15 protein-coding genes are annotated in these 19,300 nt (G+C 42.8%); 2 read left to right on the forward strand and 13 right to left on the reverse strand.

Annotated elements, in window-relative coordinates; translation table 11 throughout:
- Positions 1-746: 746 nt before the first annotated feature.
- The 4 genes from BIY37_RS03210 to BIY37_RS03225 all read right to left on the reverse strand — a co-directional run bounded on the left by BIY37_RS03210 (position 747) and on the right by BIY37_RS03225 (position 6,534).
- Positions 747-1,091, reverse strand: coding sequence for a carboxypeptidase-like regulatory domain-containing protein (locus tag BIY37_RS03210; protein ID WP_070066401.1), 345 nt, complete (start codon positions 1,089-1,091; stop codon positions 747-749).
- Positions 1,092-1,441: 350 nt separating this feature from the next.
- Positions 1,442-2,083 (reverse strand): hypothetical protein, encoded by a 642-nt coding sequence (locus BIY37_RS03215; RefSeq protein WP_070066402.1) that lies wholly within the window; start codon positions 2,081-2,083, stop codon positions 1,442-1,444.
- A 391-nt stretch (positions 2,084-2,474) separates the two neighbouring features.
- Positions 2,475-4,214 carry an acetate--CoA ligase gene (gene acsA / locus BIY37_RS03220; RefSeq protein WP_070066403.1) on the reverse strand — a complete coding sequence of 580 codons (1,740 nt, stop codon included), beginning with the start codon at positions 4,212-4,214 and terminating at the stop codon, positions 2,475-2,477.
- 580 nt (positions 4,215-4,794) lie between these two features.
- A complete protein-coding gene (locus BIY37_RS03225) occupies positions 4,795-6,534 on the reverse strand; it encodes a DUF1858 domain-containing protein (protein WP_080324811.1) in 1,740 nt (579 codons plus the stop codon).
- A 271-nt stretch (positions 6,535-6,805) separates the two neighbouring features.
- Between BIY37_RS03225 and BIY37_RS03230 the strand changes: the two genes are divergently transcribed.
- Positions 6,806-7,258, forward strand: a complete 453-nt coding sequence (locus BIY37_RS03230; RefSeq protein ID WP_070066404.1) for an Hsp20/alpha crystallin family protein — start codon at positions 6,806-6,808, stop codon at positions 7,256-7,258.
- A 160-nt stretch (positions 7,259-7,418) separates the two neighbouring features.
- On the opposite strand, the gene murB is transcribed toward BIY37_RS03230, so the two are convergent.
- Positions 7,419-8,321, reverse strand: a complete 903-nt coding sequence (gene murB / locus BIY37_RS03235) for a UDP-N-acetylmuramate dehydrogenase (protein WP_070066405.1) — start codon at positions 8,319-8,321, stop codon at positions 7,419-7,421.
- A gap of 170 nt (positions 8,322-8,491) precedes the next feature.
- Between murB and BIY37_RS03240 the strand changes: the two genes are divergently transcribed.
- Positions 8,492-11,677: a tetratricopeptide repeat protein gene (locus BIY37_RS03240; RefSeq protein WP_070066406.1), complete on the forward strand. Its 3,186-nt coding sequence runs from the start codon at positions 8,492-8,494 to the stop codon at positions 11,675-11,677.
- A 14-nt stretch (positions 11,678-11,691) separates the two neighbouring features.
- On the opposite strand, the gene BIY37_RS03245 is transcribed toward BIY37_RS03240, so the two are convergent.
- The 8 genes from BIY37_RS03245 to BIY37_RS03280 form a co-directional block, all read right to left on the reverse strand.
- Positions 11,692-11,886: a hypothetical protein gene (locus tag BIY37_RS03245; protein WP_070066407.1), complete on the reverse strand. Its 195-nt coding sequence runs from the start codon at positions 11,884-11,886 to the stop codon at positions 11,692-11,694.
- Positions 11,887-12,051: 165 nt separating this feature from the next.
- Positions 12,052-13,092, reverse strand: coding sequence for a 2-hydroxyacyl-CoA dehydratase family protein (locus BIY37_RS03250; RefSeq protein ID WP_179129261.1), 1,041 nt, complete (start codon positions 13,090-13,092; stop codon positions 12,052-12,054).
- Between the two features lie 206 nt (positions 13,093-13,298).
- On the reverse strand, positions 13,299-13,439 hold the full coding sequence (locus tag BIY37_RS14255; RefSeq protein ID WP_080324812.1) for a type II toxin-antitoxin system Phd/YefM family antitoxin: 141 nt from the start codon (positions 13,437-13,439) through the stop codon (positions 13,299-13,301).
- 821 nt (positions 13,440-14,260) lie between these two features.
- Complete coding sequence (locus tag BIY37_RS03260) at positions 14,261-14,677, reverse strand: response regulator (RefSeq protein WP_080324813.1); 417 nt, start codon at positions 14,675-14,677, stop codon at positions 14,261-14,263.
- Positions 14,678-14,946: 269 nt separating this feature from the next.
- Complete coding sequence (locus tag BIY37_RS03265) at positions 14,947-15,138, reverse strand: ferredoxin (protein ID WP_070066409.1); 192 nt, start codon at positions 15,136-15,138, stop codon at positions 14,947-14,949.
- Positions 15,139-15,250: 112 nt separating this feature from the next.
- Positions 15,251-15,904 (reverse strand): protoglobin family protein, encoded by a 654-nt coding sequence (locus BIY37_RS03270; RefSeq protein WP_179129257.1) that lies wholly within the window; start codon positions 15,902-15,904, stop codon positions 15,251-15,253.
- Between the two features lie 446 nt (positions 15,905-16,350).
- A complete protein-coding gene (locus tag BIY37_RS03275) occupies positions 16,351-17,697 on the reverse strand; it encodes a sigma-54-dependent transcriptional regulator (protein WP_070066411.1) in 1,347 nt (448 codons plus the stop codon).
- A 297-nt stretch (positions 17,698-17,994) separates the two neighbouring features.
- Positions 17,995-19,300: two-component system sensor histidine kinase NtrB (locus tag BIY37_RS03280; protein ID WP_230402421.1), on the reverse strand; the 1,306-nt coding region annotated here is incomplete at its 5' end.

The following is a 19,300-nucleotide window of genomic DNA, read 5'->3' on the forward strand; positions in this document are numbered from 1 at the left end:
TCCCTTCGGGATTACAGAATCAATATTTTGTTCACTCATAGGGTTTGTGAGCGAATGTACGCTGAATAGTTACATTTTTACTGCTATTCTGCGAAGCATTTATTGTGATTAAAACGTGTCTCCTGGTTTTGCATACGAAGAAACATTTTGTGTACAAATAGCCCGACATTTTTTATAGAAAACTCACGAAATCAGAATATACCTTCCTCTTATCGAATCCCTTAAGCTAAGGAAGTAGGGGTGGCACAATGAATTATACAAAAGCTGAGGAGGGCGCAAAAAGAGCACAATAAGCTGAAAGAGGCAGCTTTAAAAAATACGAAAACCGTATGGCCGGAAGATAGTATACTCAGAATGGTTAAAAATGATAGAAAGACAAGAAAAATGAGGAAGGGTGAATATTTTCGTCAAAAAACCAGCATAAATTTTATGGAAAGATTTTAAACCAGTCTGGCGTCTTTAAAAAGGCGTGTTTAGTTAAGTCACTGTTTACAACAATCTTACAACAACCTCTAGGTACTGTCCGTTAATCAACAAAACCATTTACTACCATGCAGATAATTCCAAAAAAGAACATTTATATTTCTGTAAAAGGTGAAGACAAAAAAATACTCCCAATCGACAATCATTAACTAATAACAAATCAATTTGGCCATTTTCAATAATAAAAAAGGCAGTTGTAAATTTTTACTTAACAACTGCCTTTATCAATAAACTTCAAGGGATATTCTGTTCCTTACCACAATTTAGTGGTGTCCGCTTGGATGAAGTGCTTTGGCACCCAAATCCAGGGAAATAAACCGAATATCTCTTTCCTGAAGACTAATTTCTGTGTGAGCACTTGCACCACCGTGCTCGTGTACGGTTATTTCATAGGACCCTGGTTTCAATTCGAATACACAGGTGCCGTTCTTACCGGTTGTACACGTATTATCCCCTACCTTAATTTCCGCTCCCTCAATAGGCGTGCCAATAGCAATTGCCGTAACCCATAATTTGGCAGGTTTTACCTGATACGCCTGAGCCTTTGCCATGCCAATCCCTGCTACTAATGCAATACCCAGAAACCCTGCAAATACCTTCTTAAACATAACTCCTCTCTCCTTTCTTCGATAGACTTGATTTTACTGTCTTAAAATCTTAATATAAATACCGTATACTGCCCCCTTCTAATTTCCCCTTCCGCTCCACCCCCTTTCACCACAGGTAGTATTATGAACTATCATCCTTTAGTCAATAAATAGTAACATTATACAGCTTAATGTTTCTTCGTCAAGATATATATTTGCATCAATCCCATTTCAAAGTTCCTATTTTCTCTCGCATGGATAAATTTACACAACAAGTTCTCCGCATGAATTGCATGCAAAATAATTTACCTGCAAACGAAATCTCATCTCTGGTTTCTTGTCTCTGGGTTTTTCTTGTTCACTTCTGAGGCTCAGCTTAATTCCTTGATTACAAACATCCCCTGCGGTGGATTCATCAACACGGCCTTAACCCTTTCATGCCATAGTTCTCCAAATTCTTTAATCTCAGCATCGCTCCCCTTCCCAGTCACCGCCAACGGCATTAAATCACCCATTTTCGGATTTACAGGGAGCATATAATTGCGGTATGAAATCTCAATCCTTTTGTTATTGTCCATTCTCTCAAATATCACCGAGCAGACAGCGTCTTCATCCGTATGTTTTGTTTCATCAAAAGAAAGTAAATTGTGCCTGCTATATCTGCCGCCTCCCAGTCCTTTAAACCCCCCTTCGCCCGCAGCGCCTGTGATTAATGCAACAACCTGTGATATCGGACCATTTACCTTTTGATCAATCTCTTCTTTGAACGTCACTTTTATTTGTCCCCTTACAGGAATTTCGTTTCCGTATAAACTTTTCAGTGCCAGTTGGGTTAATTTATATGCTCCAGAAACTGCAGGGCATGAGTGTCCGGCAAGTTTTACTGCATCGGTATACGTAAACACAAACGCCTCATTTTTATCCATTGCACCCAGTGCTATGGCAAGAGGGTCTTTAATCTTGATCGGTTCCACAGAGTTAAAAAAAGACTTATTAAATTTTGTCTGCTCCATTGATCTTTCTCCTCATTATTATTGTGTAAAAAAAATTTTGCGCAACACTTTTACCATACCCCTAAATTCCTTTTTGCTAGAGGGAGCCTGGTTGCGGCTGAACTGCGCAATGAAAAAATATCGTATTCAGCATTTCATTTCTTAAGAAAGGGCAGGGACACCCATACCTGTTCAAGCAGTGTGCAAACATAAAATCGGAACAAACATATCTTCAGAAAACTACGATTTTTCATGATATTGGTCAGTCGCAACAAATAGTTTTTAAAAAATTTCAAAAACCAGTCATATGTCATGCACTAAAGAACAATTCATGAACTGCTCCCCCACATGCGATCACAAAGGCATTCTCACCTATCACCGTTTTCAAAAAGAAGAAACTGTTAGGTTCCGTCTAATCTTCAAGCGTGGAGATGTCTCCTGTTGGTAATCCAAGGTCTCTTGCTTTTAATAAACGACGCATAATTTTCCCGCTGCGGGTCTTTGGCAAATTGGCGCAAAACTCTATTTCTCTTGGGTATGCATGCGCAGCCAGACGATGTTTTATAAATATTTTTATCTCTTCTTCTAATTCCCCGGAAGTCTTAAAACCTTCCCTGAGCACCACAAAAGCCTTGACAATTTCTCCTCTTTCCGCATCGGGTTTACCAATTACACCAGCCTCAGCTACAGCCCTATGTTCCAGAAGGGCGCTTTCTACCTCAAACGGTCCCACACGGTGACCAGACGTATTGATCACATCGTCAGCCCTCCCGACAAACCAGAAATAGCCATCCTCATCCCTGTAAGCCGTATCGCCCGTTGCATACCATCCGTTAATGCTGAAATATTCTTGGTACCGCTTTTCGTCACCCCACACTGCCCTTAACATAGAAGGCCATCCCGGCTGTAATGCCAAAAGCCCATGTTGTCCTGCCGGCAACTCATTCCCTTTGCCATCAATAATAGTTGCCCTGGTACCCGGAAAGGGCTTTCCCATAGAACCCGGTTTTATCGGTAAACACGGATAATTTGCAATCGTAATGGCTCCCGTTTCCGTCTGCCACCATGTATCATGAATTGGCAAACCGTAAACTTTCAGACCCCATCGGATTACCTCCGGGTTAAGGGGTTCTCCAACGCTGCAAATATACCTTAAACTGCTCAAATCATAGTTTTTTACAAGGTCATCACCTGACTTCATAAGCATCCGCAGTGCCGTAGGAGCGGTATACCATACGGTGATTTTATATGTCTGAATAATCTCATACCATTTTGCAGCATCAAACCGGCCATCAAAGACATAAGAAGAAATACCGTTCAGCCACGGGCCCCACAATCCGTATACTGTTCCCGTTACCCAGCCCGGGTCTGCCGTACACCAGTAGACATCATCATCCCTCAGGTCCAGCGCCCATTTGGTAGTAATATACTGTGACATCATATCATTATGAACGTGGGTTATCCCTTTCGATTTTCCTGTTGTCCCAGATGTGTACAGAATATAGAATGGATCTTCCATCTCCACCCATTCCATCCCAAACGTGTCGGTGGCGTCTTGCATTAACGTTGTATAACACACGTCCCTGTCTTCCAATTCGTATTCCTCTTTGTTGTTGACTAATATGATACGCTCTAACTTTGGCAATTCCCACAATACCGTATCGACACGCTCTTTCAATTCAGGGGTCGTAATCAATACCTTTGCCTCACTGTTTTGCAAACGGTCACGGACGGCGTCAGGGCCAAAGGCTGAGAACATGGGTCCCGCAATGGCGCCAAGCTTCGCAATTGCTATCAGACTGACATAGAGTTCTGGTAAACGAGGCAGAAAAATGAAGACCCGGTCGCCTTTTTTCACACCAAGCGACCGCAACATATTCGCACACCTGTCCGAGAGTTTTTTCAATTCCAAAAAAGTGTACTTCTGACACGTACCATCAGCACCCTCCCAATACAACGCAACCTTATTTTTTCGCCAGGTTTGGGCATTTTTGTCAATGGCATAGTAGGCAATGTTTACCTTATTTGTGGAATTGTCCGTTAATGATAATTCTTTTTTAATGGTGTCCCACGAAAATTCCTTATAGGTCTTTTCATAGTCCATAAGTCCTGTAAGCACAGGTTTTTTATTAATTATTTCTACATTTTTCATAAATAATTTCCACAGGCTACAGGAATTTTGAATGAGAAGATAATCTTATATCACTTATGTTTATAAGTCAATGAGAAAGGTCTCGATATTGATAAATTGGGATGCAGAGATATACGTGAATAAATCCGGAGAGAACAATGCAATGCCAGAAAGGAACATTTATGAAAGGCATTGAGTATTTACGATTAAAGGGTAAAATACGGCAAAAAAGTGATCCCTGTGCAAAAGAGTTCACCTATTTGATTCATGAATAAAAGGGCCAAAGGACATTGGAGAGAAGACCGAGAAAGAGATTTTGGCAGCAGAGGAAGCTTAGAGTCATATATAGTGGATGCAAAAAAGCTATCGTTGTAAGCACATTCACATTGCTCAGTGTAAACTTCACAAGTAATCAAAACACTGGCGATTGCCTAGCATTGACTCCCTCACAATGCACTTGCATGTATTACGGCTTTTATAGTTTCATGTAAACCGGAAGAGGATCACTATGACTCAGATTTCAGTGACTCCTTTTATGGAGAATTAAGCTACGGGTTGCACTTGCGACACTGATCACATTAAGCAAATACTTAAAAAATTTTCACTTCTTTGAAACAATCTTGTCGTTAAGCGCCTTGAGGAATTTGTCCATATCTACGTTGTGCATTTTGGTTGCCATTTCTATGCTTGCAACACGACCCATTGTATTCCGCATAACAGGGTTAGCCATCTGACTAAAACCAAAGTCGAGAAACACTTGAAGGGTTTCCGGATATTGATCCACGATGTCAAAGACCTTCGTATCCTTTGTAACCACCGTTATCTTTTGCGTTACCGGTGATTTAGTCTCCTGTGTGGTGTTCATGGTCTTCCACAAATTATAACCGAAAATACTTAATGCCGTTAGTTCTATCCAACCAGAAGTTCCCATAACTGCATAAAATAGAGGCTTCTCGTTGATTCCTACCAGGATTTGGGAAAATACACGGAAGAAACAACCGATATTTAGCAGAATAAAGGTCATGTTTGACAACTTTACGCTATGCATATCGATCCCTTTAAAGGTGGGAATCATTTTTGATGCATAGCCAATAATCATCATGGTAATAAAGCCCACAGTAACGGCATGATTGAGCGACCCGTGAAATCTTCTTTGTAATTCAGAACCATGCCCCAGGAATGGCATCACGAGTAAAATAATAATGGTAACAATGAGCCAGATGTAAGCAGTACGTATGGTCTTTGCGTAACTCCTGTCCATGACTACGTCGTGAAGTTCTCTGGTGGATCTTTCGAAGATACGCAATCCATAAATGAACACGATAATAGCAAAAGCTATAGGAAATACGATAAATTGCGAAAGCCTTAGCGCTACGACATTGCTGTCCGCAAGCATATGGCTAATAAAATAAACCGGGACTGATATATTCATAATCCAAAACGTCAAATTAACCGCTTTTTCTCTGACAGGCTTGATATCAAGAAAGGCAAATACCGTCCTGATGTTAACGCCAAAAATAAACATGAATACAAAACCGAAGAGGTAAAGATGTACGAAAGGGCTAAAAACGTTCTTGGGAATTTCGTATATAGCATGTTTATATAAATACCACATCATTCCAAAATTTATGAACGTCGATACAAGAAACCAAACAATTCCTGCCTTGAAAAATTTGTCAAATATGCCAACCTTTTCTTTGCTGGAAAGTATGGTCTGCAAGATAATAAATGTAAAAAGACAAATTGAAATGATCTCAAAAATGGCGGATACGGGGAGTAAAAGTCTAATGGCACGGACAGGCAAAGGTTGTAATATAATCCTCAGAGTGATACCCGCAATAATAAACCAATAACAGACGTTTACCAGATTCCTATTCTTAAGTTCGGTGTTTTTTACTCTCGGTATGATATACAAAGCAAAGCCCATAATGCAGAGCCCCACCCACCCAAATATCTGTGCATGGCCATGTGCCTGAATGAGCGCATAATAAATTGAATTAAAATCTAACTTAATAGCAATGTAACTCAATATAATGGCGCCAAAAGCCACCCCTACCGTAAGGGTCAAAATAATGGCTGTTTTGACAAACTTCTCATAAATCTTGTCCTCTTCGAGTTTTGGGATTTCAATCCGCTCTCCTCCACCCTTTTCAATAGCCTCGTTCAGTTCCTTAACAAGCGTATCATAATCAACTTCATGGGCTTTGGCAAAAAAAGCAATCGGCTCATTTGGCCCGCGAACGCCACCCGCAATAACAAGATTATATTTTCTGAATACTGCAAGGGTTTCAGGATGTGACTCTATGAGATCTTTTATGATGGTATTTCTGTTAATTTCCATAGTCTAGTATACTAACAAAGTTTGCTTTAAAAATTCAAGCAAATTAAAAATTATTTCATAATATATCAATGCCATTTTATAATGTTGTACTGCCATAATGACAGCGACCGTTTTTATAGAGTGAATTATTTAAGCATACGTAACATCAGTGGATATTGCTCACTACGTGAAATATAAATATAAATATATATTTTGGCATTGTGTTTGCTCAAAAGAAAAACATAAATAATGTATTGTATATCGTTTATTTTAATTTTGAAAGGAGCTAATTATGGCTAAGGAATTGATAAAATGGACGCAATTGCCAACCATTTCTTCCATACAGGAGGAAATGAACCGGATGTTTGACCGGTTTTTTAAGGGCGGAGAGTTGCCTGATTTCGGCATGGCTGGCACATGGGCGCCGCCAATTGATCTCTCGGAAACGGCTGATAAGGTTACCGTAAAGGCTGAAATCCCCGGTATGGATCCGAAAGAGATAGACATTTCGATACAGGGTGATACCTTGATGATCAAAGGTGAAAAGAAGGAAGAGAAAGAGGAAAAAGGGAAAAACTTTTACCGAATGGAAAGACGGTATGGAAGTTTTTCTCGTTCCATTGACCTTCCTGCCTCTGTGGATACCAACAAAGTAACGGCAGAGTGCAAGAACGGGGTGCTGGAGATTACTATGCAAAAAAAAGAAGAAGTAAAACCGAAACAGATTTCCGTAAAAGTCGGTTAATGCATAATTACGGGGTTTCAGACCATGCTCGTCTGAAAAATCTTTGAGATTGTGCAAATTATATGTTGGGAAGACGGGAGGATGAGATGTTCAGGATCTTCCAACTTCTTATCCTCTCTCTTCACAACCTTTTAAACATTGTAGTATCACGACCCTCCGTTCACAGTTCTCCAACTATTGTAATCTCCATTTCTAAGTTATATCCTAATTTCCGTTTTACTTCATTCCGGACATGTTGAATTAACTGTAATACATCATATGCCGTCGCATTGCCCCGATTGATAATAAAATTTGCGTGTTTTTTCGATACCTCCGCTTCTCCAACACGTTCACCTTTAAGCCCTGCCTGTTCTATTAACCTTCCAGCCCCGACATCCTTTATTTTCTTAAATACCGAACCACAACTGGGAAATTCAGACAATTGCGGCTGCCTGTCGTTGCGCCAAGCCATATTTGCATCCATCACGGCCTGTATCTTTTCTTTTGACCCTCGCAACAATTGAAATGTGATGTCAAGCACTATGTCTTTTCGCTTCTGTAAAATACTCTTGTCGTAACCAAACTGAAAATAATCGACTCCAACGGTGCAAATATGACCTTCTTCTGTAAAAATACGACCGGAACGGACAATCTCCTCAACAAAAACCATCCGCTGTCTGTCGGGAGAGAGAAAATGCAGATTTTGCCATATGGCGCCACCGACTGTGCTTGGAATACCCACAAAGTGTTCGAAACCAGATAAACCCCGGTCCCGGCATTGCTCTATAAGGTTTGCAACCGTCGCACCACTCTCTGCCACAACAATATCGTTGTTAAAGAAGGATATCGTATCTGCCATATTGTGGATGACCAACCCCCGAAACCCCTTGTCAGTTACTAAAATATTTGCTCCACAGCCCAGTAAAAAAAAAGGAATATTGTTACGGCTCGCCTCGAATAAAGCCTGGAGTAATGCGTCAACGGTATGGACTTCAACAAAAAAATCTGACAATCCCCCGATTTTGTAAGTTGTGTACGGCGCTAAGGGCTTGTTTCTTTCCAGATTTGAGATATCCAGTGGCATAGTGCAGTAATCAGTAAGCCGTATGCAGTCAGCAAATAGTAAAATTTTTATTGTTAATTGCCAATAGTCAATTATATACTTTAATTAACCGTTTATTCATTTACCGACAAATTAGCTTATTTGAAGGTTCATTTGCAATAAAAATTTTATATTTCGAAAGGAGATCTGCCATGTTCCACGCGTTCGTGAAGGTCATGCTGGTAAGCATCTGTTTTGGCTTTTTACCGCTAAAAATTTATGCTGTCCCAACATCCGAAGGGACAACCCCTGGTCTCATGGCTTATCTTGAAGGGCTTGATGACTTGTCTCAGGGTCAGTTTCCTGAAGCTGTTGCGGCGTTGTCACGTGCGCTTGAAGCAAGTGGTGATGATCCGGATTACGTGCTCTCCCGGGGAATCGCTGAGACCCTGGCGGAGCAGTTTCAACCCGCAATGAAAGATTTTAAGCGATATCAGAAGCTTGGCGGCAAGGGGCGCGAGGCAGAACTTTGGACATATATTGCGGAAGCAATGAGCGGAACGGTAATACCAGAACACAGCACTCAAGGTCCCCGGAGCTCTCAAGGCAGGGAAGAAGAATTTGAGGGTTACCAAGAGGAGCAAGGATTCGGAATCCCCGGACACATGATTCAGGGACGGGATGACTACCCGACAGCCTACGCATCATTCGTCTATTATGAGATGGCCAATTCTTATGGAAAGGCACGACGGAGCGGAGGCAATATAAAAACCGGCCCCATCCGCGAAAATATGATAAAGGCTGGGCTCTGGTTTGCGAAACGCTTTCTGAAACGGCCAGACCTTGCGCCTGCGCATTTTGCCCGCGCGAAACAATTGCACGAAGCAAAACAATTTGACGCCGCCTTGCGGGAAATTGGTTTTGCCCGCGCAGCCTATCCCGATGATCCGGACGTCCTCTACATCTCTGCGAATAGCTGGCTTTCCCTCGGCAGGCCGGCAACCGCCCGCCGCGAATTTACCCTGTCGCTCACTTACCGCACAAACTTTGCCGCTGCCTACCTCGGCCGCGCCATGGCAGCAGCCCAATGGGGAGACGCCAAGAGAAGCCGAACCGATCTGGAAATTGCCGCCAAACTAGACGCTTCCTCCACAAAAAAATCCCGTTCTTCTATTGAGGCGGAACTCAAAAAACAACATGCCGACGGCACTCCTGATAAGCTTTTAACTGCCCTGGATCAGGCTGCACAAACCGGAGCTCCCCTGGATCAGCTTATTGACCTTGCTAGCAAAGTTCACAAGACTATGGGAGAGAAACGGCTGCGCTATGACGAAACGTATCAGGATAAACTCCGCATCCTCGAAGACGCCGTGCGCGCCCATCCCAAGAACCCTGATGATCTGGCCAGCCTGGCAGAGTATATGTTGTCTGAATCTGACAATCGTGGGGAGTCGGTTGAGCCCCGGCGGGAGACACTTTTCTACCGTTGGCAGGAATCAGCTGAAAAGGAGCGTCTTCGGGCGATTGAAATTCTCGACCGTGCTTTGGCGCTCAGCCCAAAGCATGTAAAAGCTACGATTCAGAAGGCTATTGCATTGAGTATGCTCAGACGGTACGACCAGGCGGAGCAGCTTGCGGATGAGGCATTGAAGTCAGCCGGCAATAATCCTGATGCACTGCGTCTCTACGCGAAATTTCGGTCTATGCGGGCAAATCAGTATTCCGCCGAGGCGTCGAGCCTGAGACAAACACGGTGCACAAGCTCTACTTCCACCGAAACACGATACGACGGCGTATATGAAATTACGACAACAACCTGTTACCCTCCGTCCCCTGCCGATCTGAATCGGGCAGATCAACTCGACACCGCAGCTACCGGGTTGCGTGAGAAGGCACGCGCTGCCATGGAGGCTGCGATCAAGGCAGCCAGGGGCACGGTGGATAGATATCTTATTCAATCAGACCTCCATATATGGTCAGGCAACTATGACGCCGCTCAGCAGACGCTCATGGATGCCGTTAAATTGTATCCTGAGTCTCTGGATGCCCAGGATGCCTTAGTTGATCTTTATGCAAAGACAGGGCAAAATGTGAAGGCAGAAGAGCAGCAATCTGTTGCCCGTCAGATGATCCATACCACTGCGGCTCCTATGCTTCGACTGGCCTGGGATCAAATCACCAAAACCGCCTGGCAGGGGGCGCGGGCCAGGTTGACGGCTGCGCGTCAGATTGATCCGGTTGACGCCAGGATTCCTGCCTATCTTGGAGTGGTCATGGAAGAGGAAGGCAAAACCAAAGAGTCCATTGCCGCTTTCTGGGTTGCACTGGCGCTGGAAGAAGCGCGCCTTTGCCTCGATGAGCCTTCGGCGAACAACGGAACATTTCTAACGCGTAATCCGCTTGATTTCGGCCTGGCCATTCAGTCACGTTTTCATCTTGCACATCTTTTTGAACCGGCTAAAAAGCAGAAAGAGGGGCTCGATCTATACCTTGCGTCTCTCAGATATGAGCCGAGAATGCAGCCGTGTTGGGAATCCTGGCAAATGTTTACCGCCATGCTGCCGGATCAGGAACCCGAAAAAGGAGCAGAGATGATTGCCCCGGTAAATGCAGCAACATTAATCGCAGAAGCCTATCTGCGTGCCGGCAAACTCTTTGCATCCATGGGTAAACAGGATAAGGCGATAGAACAGTTTTCAGCCGCAGCCCGATTGGGGCCGCAACGCATGGCTGGTATTCCTATGGTAGGAAATGCGCAAGGTGACACGAATTTTGGCGGACTAGCCGGGGCGCCGGCCGCAGAGGCATCGTTATATCTTGCCCAGTCCCTTTTGGCAAAGGGTGATACGGAGGGTGCCAGTCGTGCCCTCTACGAAATAGGGAGAACAATCCCTGAACACCTCAGGAATGATCTCAACCAGCTCAATATGGCTATTGCACAAGTTAGTACGCAACAACAGCAGCAGCAGGATCCGTACGAAGGAATGAGTCCGGAACAACGTTCCTCTGCAGATCTCCAGTATCGGCAAAACCGTGAACGTCAGCGGACCGCAATACAGAGATTGATGCCCAAGGCAAAAGTAATTCCGGAGTTGGTTGGCGTATGGGAGATGTCTCCTGACAACAAATTCCTGCCACTGAAGAAAACCCTGACAATCGAGTCGAACGCTAATTTCACGATACTTTCCCAAGGTGAAGGTTCAACTCGCCGGGGAAAAATGGATGTTCCGCAGGCAAGAAATATGACGCAAAGAGGATTGGATAGCGCTGAAGGACAAATGACGATGTATGATGAATCCGGCTCTGTTTCCACCCTGTGGTATGAATTCATCGATCGCAATCGTATGCGGATCACCGATCTGGACGGTACGAAATACGAAGCGCGCCGGATCAGATAAGAGGCTATGTAAAATCAGGTTTTTTTGACCGAAGAGGATGGCTTTAGCCTGTTTCGCTGTTTTTTCAGATATTTTGACTCGTTCCCGTGTTCAGCGTGGACGTTTACCAATGAAAGCAAGAGCCCTGCTTCCGGTACGTCTTTCACCAGACGTAAAATGCCGGCAACGAGCTTACTCTTGCCGCCCAGGTCTTTGACATTTCTGGTCACACCTGAATATCGACAATCTTTCGTTGCAGGTGGCTTTATGCGATTAGGTCGAACAATATCCCCAAACTTGAAAGTTGTTTCTTACTTTACGTGAGCCAGTTTCATGGATGTGGGTATGCAGGTAAACCATACTTGAACCTGAATCTTTGACATCTAAAATAATTTTCAGGATATTTCAACCCTTGATTCTGCCGGTATTCCAGACTCATGGTATTTCAGCATTTCGATAAATGCCTCGATACGGGTCTTCATAGCGCCGTCGAGTGGTCCCGGGCGGTCACAATCAAGGGTAAGAATTGGTAATTGAATATATTTCCTGATAATTTTGTCCTGGATGTGCCGGTGACAGAAACTTTGGACGTAGTGAATAAGCCCTACAATGTTCCTTTGTTTAATTTCTTGTTGCATATCCTCCAGTCGTGAAAAGATATCGTAAGGGTAGGTGTATTGACTGTACTGCTCGACAAGGGTTTTTGTGGGGTAAGGCATAGAGAATTGTCTTTGTACCTCATTGAATACGACATGGGCACCAATAGAAGAAAGAAACGGATAGAGATCTTCGCATATGGGCGGTATGCCTACAACGCCAATGCGAAGGTCGTGCTGAATCGGTTCACGTTCCTGCACGGATCTTAAAAATTTTACTGCACGTTCCTCAAAAACTGCATAATCTCCCATCATATCGCTGGTGGATACCGTCCAGATATGATTTTCTTCACCCGTTACGGTATTTTCAACCCAGGTGAGTCTATCAATTTCATGTACCTTTGCCCGTATAGCATCCAAACATTCTTTCATCTCTTCTGTCTTTGAATATTCTATGCTCAGATTATTGGCAAGCCGCACCAACTGGTCATGCAAGAATCTCTTATCCGCCCTGTCGTGTGGATATGCAAAAGGGATGGTTTCAATACCTTCCGACTGAAGAATCTCCATGAGTGCCTGGTTATTACTACAATCTCCCTGGACTACGCTGATGACCTTACGGATATGGTATTTCCTGGCTGCCGAATAGATGCCTTTGATCCAGGCACAGATGTTTCTGGGAATGCCTGCCGATTCTGCATCTTCCACCATTTTGTATGCATGCCCGTCGCATATGAAAATATTATTCAGATCTATCGGTAAATAGCCGGCGGCAAAGACGATTTCAATGGGAATGGTTGATGTAATTCCAACAATTCTATCCAAAGGGAGGTCTTCCATAATGGGAAGCGCCGGAAGCAAATTGTCATTAAATTTTAGATTCATGATAAAAATTACAAATTCAATTTTTTACATCTTTACTCCAATCACCTCAAGCAATTCCTTATCCCCCAGCACGATCTCTGTTAGGGACTTTCCGTGCAGTCTGCTCTTTTTTCCCCCTATTTACGAGGAAGCCGGAGAAGACCCTTGCTGGCAGCCAGTTCTCATTTTTCTTGAAAACCGGTTACTTCGGGTATTGGAGCGAGCAGAGCCACGGGTTTGCCTCTATCGGTAATTACAACTTCTTTGCCCTGCTTTACCCTCTTCAGATAGCGAGTAAAGTGATCCCTTATTTCCCTTGACACCCTTTTTTAACATAAGAGTATTGCTCCTTTATATTGCGTTCATAACGGTTATTTTAATATTGTTTACACTGAAGTTCAACGAAAACAATACCAGGCGCTAATTAAGGCAAAGAATGTTGATCAGTTTAACTTATTTTAGAGATCTTTCAGGTGTTTTCTTAATCTTTGACAAAGGATGCGAAATAGCCTGATAATTAGGAAGTCTAATATAGAGATGTTAGGTGCGGATGGCCGGGATAGAAGAATAGATGTAAGGACACGGTGACAAAAATTACCACCCCTGAAGTTGTTGTCGCATATTCACCGTGCTCTCGGAAAATGTTTCTCCTTCTTTGCTCGAAAGAGCAGGGAGTGCCCCATGAGTAGACACGTTTGCTCGAAGAACATGCATACCAAAACCGCACAAATACCTGAATCGTTTCGGGCAAGAGTACCCAGGTGTAAACGCTGAGGATGTACTTCTGAAAATCCCGCTCAGATTTCACGATTTAGCGGCTGACTGCGGCGCACTCACGGAAATGCGCCATGGTTTATCTCCTGGCAGTCATAGTTACAAGCCAATAATTCAGGAACACATCAGGTCACGAAAGAGCAGAAGCTTGCCCTCTTGTTTGTCGGATATGTGCCCGGGCAATTGCAAAACAAGTTGCCTGCAGTTAGAACAATCGCGAGCGCGAACGGCCGAGATTATAAAGCAAGATGGAATTCCCGCGAGTAATCCTTGACATGTTCACCCAGGATATCGTCGTTTGCCATATTGATTAAATCCTGATCATCATAGTTGCGTGTGCACGTTTCCGTTCTTAATGCTAACTGCGGAATTAGTACTGCGCTTTACTTTTCTTTAATAATGGAATTTGATTAACGGGTTGTCGTCTTACCCACAATTTTTCGAGTACTAACTCTAACTCTTCAATATTTACCGGTTTTGCAAGGAAATAGTCTGCACCGCATTTTGTAACTTCTGCAGCCATTTTTTCAGAACTGTATGCCGTAATAACCACGATTGATATTGGTGTCTTTCTTTTTCGCACTTCGTGTATCAGAGACAATCCACCGATGTCAGACAGCTTCATGTCCGTTAAAATGATATCAAATTTTTCCTTAGAGAGGAGATTTAAAGCTTCGTAACCCGACAGAACACCAGAAACGGAAAATCCATCACGCACCAATATCTTTACCAGTCCATCAAGTGTATTTTTATCATCATCTACCAGGAGCAATCTTGGCTTTGTCATCGAAATGATATGAAATAAAAATTAAAATAATATCAAAGTTTTTAATGGCAAAAATAATGGACGATGATGACATTTTGTGAAATTTCTGTTTACATATAGTAAACGGAATAAATAAGTATACATACAAGTGTCATTGCGAGGGCGACAGCCCGAAGCAATCTCCAGCGTCTAAATTGTTTCATTTTAGCTCATAATGACAACTTTCTTTTTACGTTCACGGTAGATGACATCAATCCCCTGTTTCTCATAATACATTTCCTCTCTAATTGCTACAAACTGTACTTTATGCATCCTGTTGGGCAGAACTGTGCCGCCCGCTTTATGTCCTCACCATGGGCAGCAATATCAATCTCTGTCTTTACCTGTGGCCCGACATTTTCCACGAAAACAAAAACTTTCGGCGCCTCCTCGGCGCACATTGCACACTTTATACAATCACCCTCAAACCAGACCAAAGGCATATTATTCACTTCCTTTCGTATTACAATGCTTTCCCCCCCGCCGAGGAAGAAAGCGCGTGGGGGATAAGCATTTGACTACTCAAAATTCATTCAGGTCGAAATCTTCACTTCATTACATCCAGATCCCAAAATAATCGATATGATAAATATCTATAATTATCCAGAAAAGTTTTGTCCAGGCGGTTGTAATCCTGCGCAGCTTCTCCGGATCATTTTTTAGCTCCCTGGCGAAGAGATTAAACAAATATTGGTGTATGTAACCCCAGAGAGCGAGATTCAGCCTCACGGGTATGTAAAGGTCTTCAAAGCCAAAGATCGGCACATGTACAGCGCCAACCCAGCGGACAAAATTCCAGAACTCTTCATCCCATTTACATTCTAATACTTTCAGCAGAAATCTTTGCTGTCTTGCCCTGCGGATATCCACATATTCCTTTGCTATTTTCCCATTTTCATCCCTGAACCACCTTGATAACCATGGGTCGTTTATCAGCTTTTCATAATAGATATGATCAAGGATTGCCTTAAGGTTTGCAGCTATAATATCTTTTGATTCCTTAATGGCTTCCGTGTCCTTATCTGTAAAGTCCACACACTGAGCCATATATTCGTAACGTTTCATTATGTCCAGGCTCGTGTCCCTGTAAAGATTCCAGGCCTTGTTAAATTCGGGAACTTCCAAAGCGGAATTGCGCTTGCCGGACGGCATCTTCTTTTCTGCTTCCATCGGAAACATTTTCATATAAGCATTTGACATTATTGACATGGTATATAGTTGCTCCTTCATTAAAAAAAGACACTGTTTTACAATTAAAATTATCCGTTGTTTTTACTATACGATACTTCGATAAAAATGTATTAAATCCGTGTAACACTCAAACTTCAAAAGATAGATTAAATTACATTCGCAACTCCTTTCTGGGGAAATATCCGGTTTTATCATTTCAATCTAAAACACTTACCATAAAAAAATTCGAGCGTGCATCGCTATAATAAAATTCTTGTCGTTTCTCGAAAGAACAAATACGATACCAACAAAGAATTGATAATCGTCTAATAGTTATAAGTGGTTGTTTAGAAAAACATTAGAGTTGATGATATTTTTTGAAGATGAGATTAAAAGAAAAAAATGCTTAATGGAAATGAATGTAAAACGAAAAATTTGCGGGAATCGTGGTGTGATGTTTAAAAAGGCTTTAAAAAATTTCGCTGCTAACTCCATTCTTTCACTTTATACTCAATCTTTCTCGTGGATATTCCCAGTATTTTAGCGGCCTCTTTTTTACTACTGCGGGTCATAAGAAGCGTCCTTTGAATGATCTCTTTTTCAGCTTCTTTTAATGAGGTACCCAAAGGGATCTTGATTATTGCTATGTCTTCCTTGATTGGAACTATATTTTTTGGCAAATAGTCCACAGGGATCGTGCCCTTTTTACAAAGCACAACAGCTCTCTCAATAACATTCTCCAGTTCTCGTACATTGCCCGGCCAGTGATATGCGCACAGCGCATCCATTGCTTCCGGGGTAAATTCCATAATTTCCCTTTTATATTTTTTTGCATATTTAATGATAAAGAAATGAGAAAGAAGGGAAATATCCTCTTTTCTTTCCCTCAAGGGTGGCAAGTGGATGGTTATAACATTTAAACGATAAAACAAATCCTCCCGAAACCTTCCTTCAGAAACTTCTTTTTCAAGGTCCCGATTGGTTGCTGCAATCAGCCTGACATCTACCTTTATGGTCTTTTCTCCACCAACACGCTCAAATTCACCTTTCTCCAGAACGCGAAGCAGTTTCACCTGCACTTTGAGGCTCATCTCCCCCACCTCATCCAGAAAGAGCGTACCTCCATCCGCCATTTCAAATCGTCCTCTTCTTAATTGAACAGCACCCGTGAATGCCCCTTTTTCGTGGCCAAAGAGCTCGCTTTCCAGTACGCCTTCCGATAAGGCGGCGCAATGCAAGGCTACGAAAGGCGTGCTGGTCCTATCGCTTTGATAATGAATAGCATTTGCCACGAGTTCCTTGCCCGTCCCTGTTTCCCCCAGGATCAGGATTGAGGCTGTACTGGGAGCAACATCTTCGATCATTTTAAATATACGGTGCATCTGTGGGGTGCTTCCAACCAGTTCAGAAGATTTGTACTTGCCCTTTAATTTCTCCTTTAACAATCGGTTTTGGGCAATGAGCTGCTGGCGCTCCCATAGTTTTTCCAATACCAACTCTAACTCTTCAATATTCACGGGTTTCGTCAGATAATCGTCTGCCCCGCATTTTATAGCCTCTACAGCAGTTTTGACCGAGCTATAGGCAGTGATAACCACAATTGCCACCGGTTCGTCCTTTTTTCGTAGTTCATGAATCAGGGACAACCCCCCCATGCCAGGCAGCTTCATATCTGTAACGACAATATCAAAGGTTTTTTTGGAGAAGAGATTTAAGGCCTCATAGCCGGACAGGGCACCAGCAACCGGATATCCGTCATGTGCTAATATCTTCACCAGGCCGTCGAGTGCCGCTTTATCGTCATCAATTAACAATATTCTGGGTTTTGTCATGGGTTAATATTAAGGGATTTCAATCTTTGCTGTAAGGGCGAGACATTTGTCGATATTAGGTTCGAATACAATTTTACATGCCGGATAGCAAATGCTTCACCCCTTCGTGTAATCGCAAACAAAGTCGCCGAAGGCTTAACTTACGTTTAAAATTTTAAAGTTTTTCACTGTGCCATTTATCTCCCCCTCTAAATTCCCTCCCGGGAGGGAATTTGGGGGGAGGATGAAAAGTCGTTGAGCTTTTGTCTTTTAAAATCCAACCTGATTTCCTACTCGTTTTGCGCCCCGTACACCTAACTAACTCATGGGGAGCGCGATCACAAATTTGCTTCCCCCGGATGAGGTTTCTAACCGTATTATACCTCCATGGGCATGAACAATGTTTTGTGCAAAGGAAAGCCCCATCCCGGTACCACCGTCTTTTGTAGTATAAAACAGGTGAAAAATCTTATCCCTGATCTCTTCCGGTATCCCGTGTCCGGTGTCCTGACAGGAGATACATATTTCATGATCGATACGCTTTGTGCTTACCCGCAACGTACCCCCATCCGGCATTGCCTCAATACCGTTAATCATGATATTCAAAATTGCCTGCTTCATCTTATCTCTGTCTACCATTACTTTGGGAAGCCCATTCGTTATTTTTGATTTTATTTGAATGCCATATAATTGCGCCTGGGGCAGGAGCAAAGAAGTAATCTCGTTAAGGATATCACCCACATCAACCGCACTTTTATTGAGTTCTCCCGTTTTTGAAAAATGCAAACACTCTTCGACAAATCCGCTTAAACGATCGAGTTCCTTCTGAACGATTGAAACAATTTCCAGCAAATCTTTTTTTGCCCCATGGTTGAGTTTCTTTACATCGTGTATCTCCCGTTCCAGCACCGTCATCTGGATATTCATGGCATTTAAAGGGTTTTTTACCTCATGTGCCAGCTCGGCAGCAAATGCCCCGAGTGTTGACAGGGTTTTTGACCTGAGAACCTCATCCGAATACTTTTTCATTTTACTAATGTCTTCAATTATAGAAATAATATGCGTCTGCTTACCCTCTTTATTTTTTATAGGGGAAACGCTCATTTTTACCCAGGATTCCGTTCCGTCTCCCCGCCTGATCAGGAGTTCCCTTGAACCCTGGGAAAGTCCACCATGAAAAATTTCCATGCCAGGACAAAATTTTTCTGTCAAACACATACCCGTGGAGGTATGACACAGAAAAATATCGCCGCAATCTTTTCCAATAACCTCTGCTCGCGACCATTTTGTTATCTCTTCACAGGCCTGATTGAAGAATACCACCCGACGGTTGGCATCTTGTATCATAATGCCTTTGCCAACACAATCTAATGCCTGATTTATGACATGTGTTAAAGTATCAGTATTTTCCATAAGTAGTAATAAGCCTATCAAAATTTTTCTAAAAGTAAATGTCAAAAAAGATGATTTTGTGTGTGCCAGAAAACCAAAGCGAATAATGGGAATCAGGAATAATATGACCATGGATTCCGTTTGAGAAAAGCCGACGCAGAATATGCCGAATTTTTTGTAACTATTCAGCGAAACGGATGGTGAGAGAGAATATTTTCTCAGAATAGTTAGG

The organism is Candidatus Brocadia sapporoensis, from assembly GCF_001753675.2.
GTDB classification, from domain to species: Bacteria; Planctomycetota; Brocadiia; order Brocadiales; family Brocadiaceae; genus Brocadia; species Brocadia sapporoensis.

What these genes read in the sequence shown, in the direction of transcription:
- BIY37_RS03250 (WP_179129261.1), bottom strand. Translation starts at nt 13,092, where the DNA reads ATGGAAGACCTCCCTTTGGATAGAATTGTTGGAATTACATCAACCATT.
- BIY37_RS03210 (WP_070066401.1), bottom strand. Translation starts at nt 1,091, where the DNA reads ATGTTTAAGAAGGTATTTGCAGGGTTTCTGGGTATTGCATTAGTAGCA.
- acsA (WP_070066403.1), bottom strand. Translation starts at nt 4,214, where the DNA reads ATGAAAAATGTAGAAATAATTAATAAAAAACCTGTGCTTACAGGACTT.
- BIY37_RS03260 (WP_080324813.1), bottom strand. Translation starts at nt 14,677, where the DNA reads ATGACAAAGCCAAGATTGCTCCTGGTAGATGATGATAAAAATACACTT.
- BIY37_RS03265 (WP_070066409.1), bottom strand. Translation starts at nt 15,138, where the DNA reads ATGCCTTTGGTCTGGTTTGAGGGTGATTGTATAAAGTGTGCAATGTGC.
- BIY37_RS03230 (WP_070066404.1), top strand. Translation starts at nt 6,806, where the DNA reads ATGGCTAAGGAATTGATAAAATGGACGCAATTGCCAACCATTTCTTCC.
- BIY37_RS03225 (WP_080324811.1), bottom strand. Translation starts at nt 6,534, where the DNA reads ATGGAAATTAACAGAAATACCATCATAAAAGATCTCATAGAGTCACAT.
- BIY37_RS03240 (WP_070066406.1), top strand. Translation starts at nt 8,492, where the DNA reads ATGTTCCACGCGTTCGTGAAGGTCATGCTGGTAAGCATCTGTTTTGGC.
- BIY37_RS03270 (WP_179129257.1), bottom strand. Translation starts at nt 15,904, where the DNA reads ATGTCAATAATGTCAAATGCTTATATGAAAATGTTTCCGATGGAAGCA.
- BIY37_RS03215 (WP_070066402.1), bottom strand. Translation starts at nt 2,083, where the DNA reads ATGGAGCAGACAAAATTTAATAAGTCTTTTTTTAACTCTGTGGAACCG.
- BIY37_RS03275 (WP_070066411.1), bottom strand. Translation starts at nt 17,697, where the DNA reads ATGACAAAACCCAGAATATTGTTAATTGATGACGATAAAGCGGCACTC.
- murB (WP_070066405.1), bottom strand. Translation starts at nt 8,321, where the DNA reads ATGCCACTGGATATCTCAAATCTGGAAAGAAACAAGCCCTTAGCGCCG.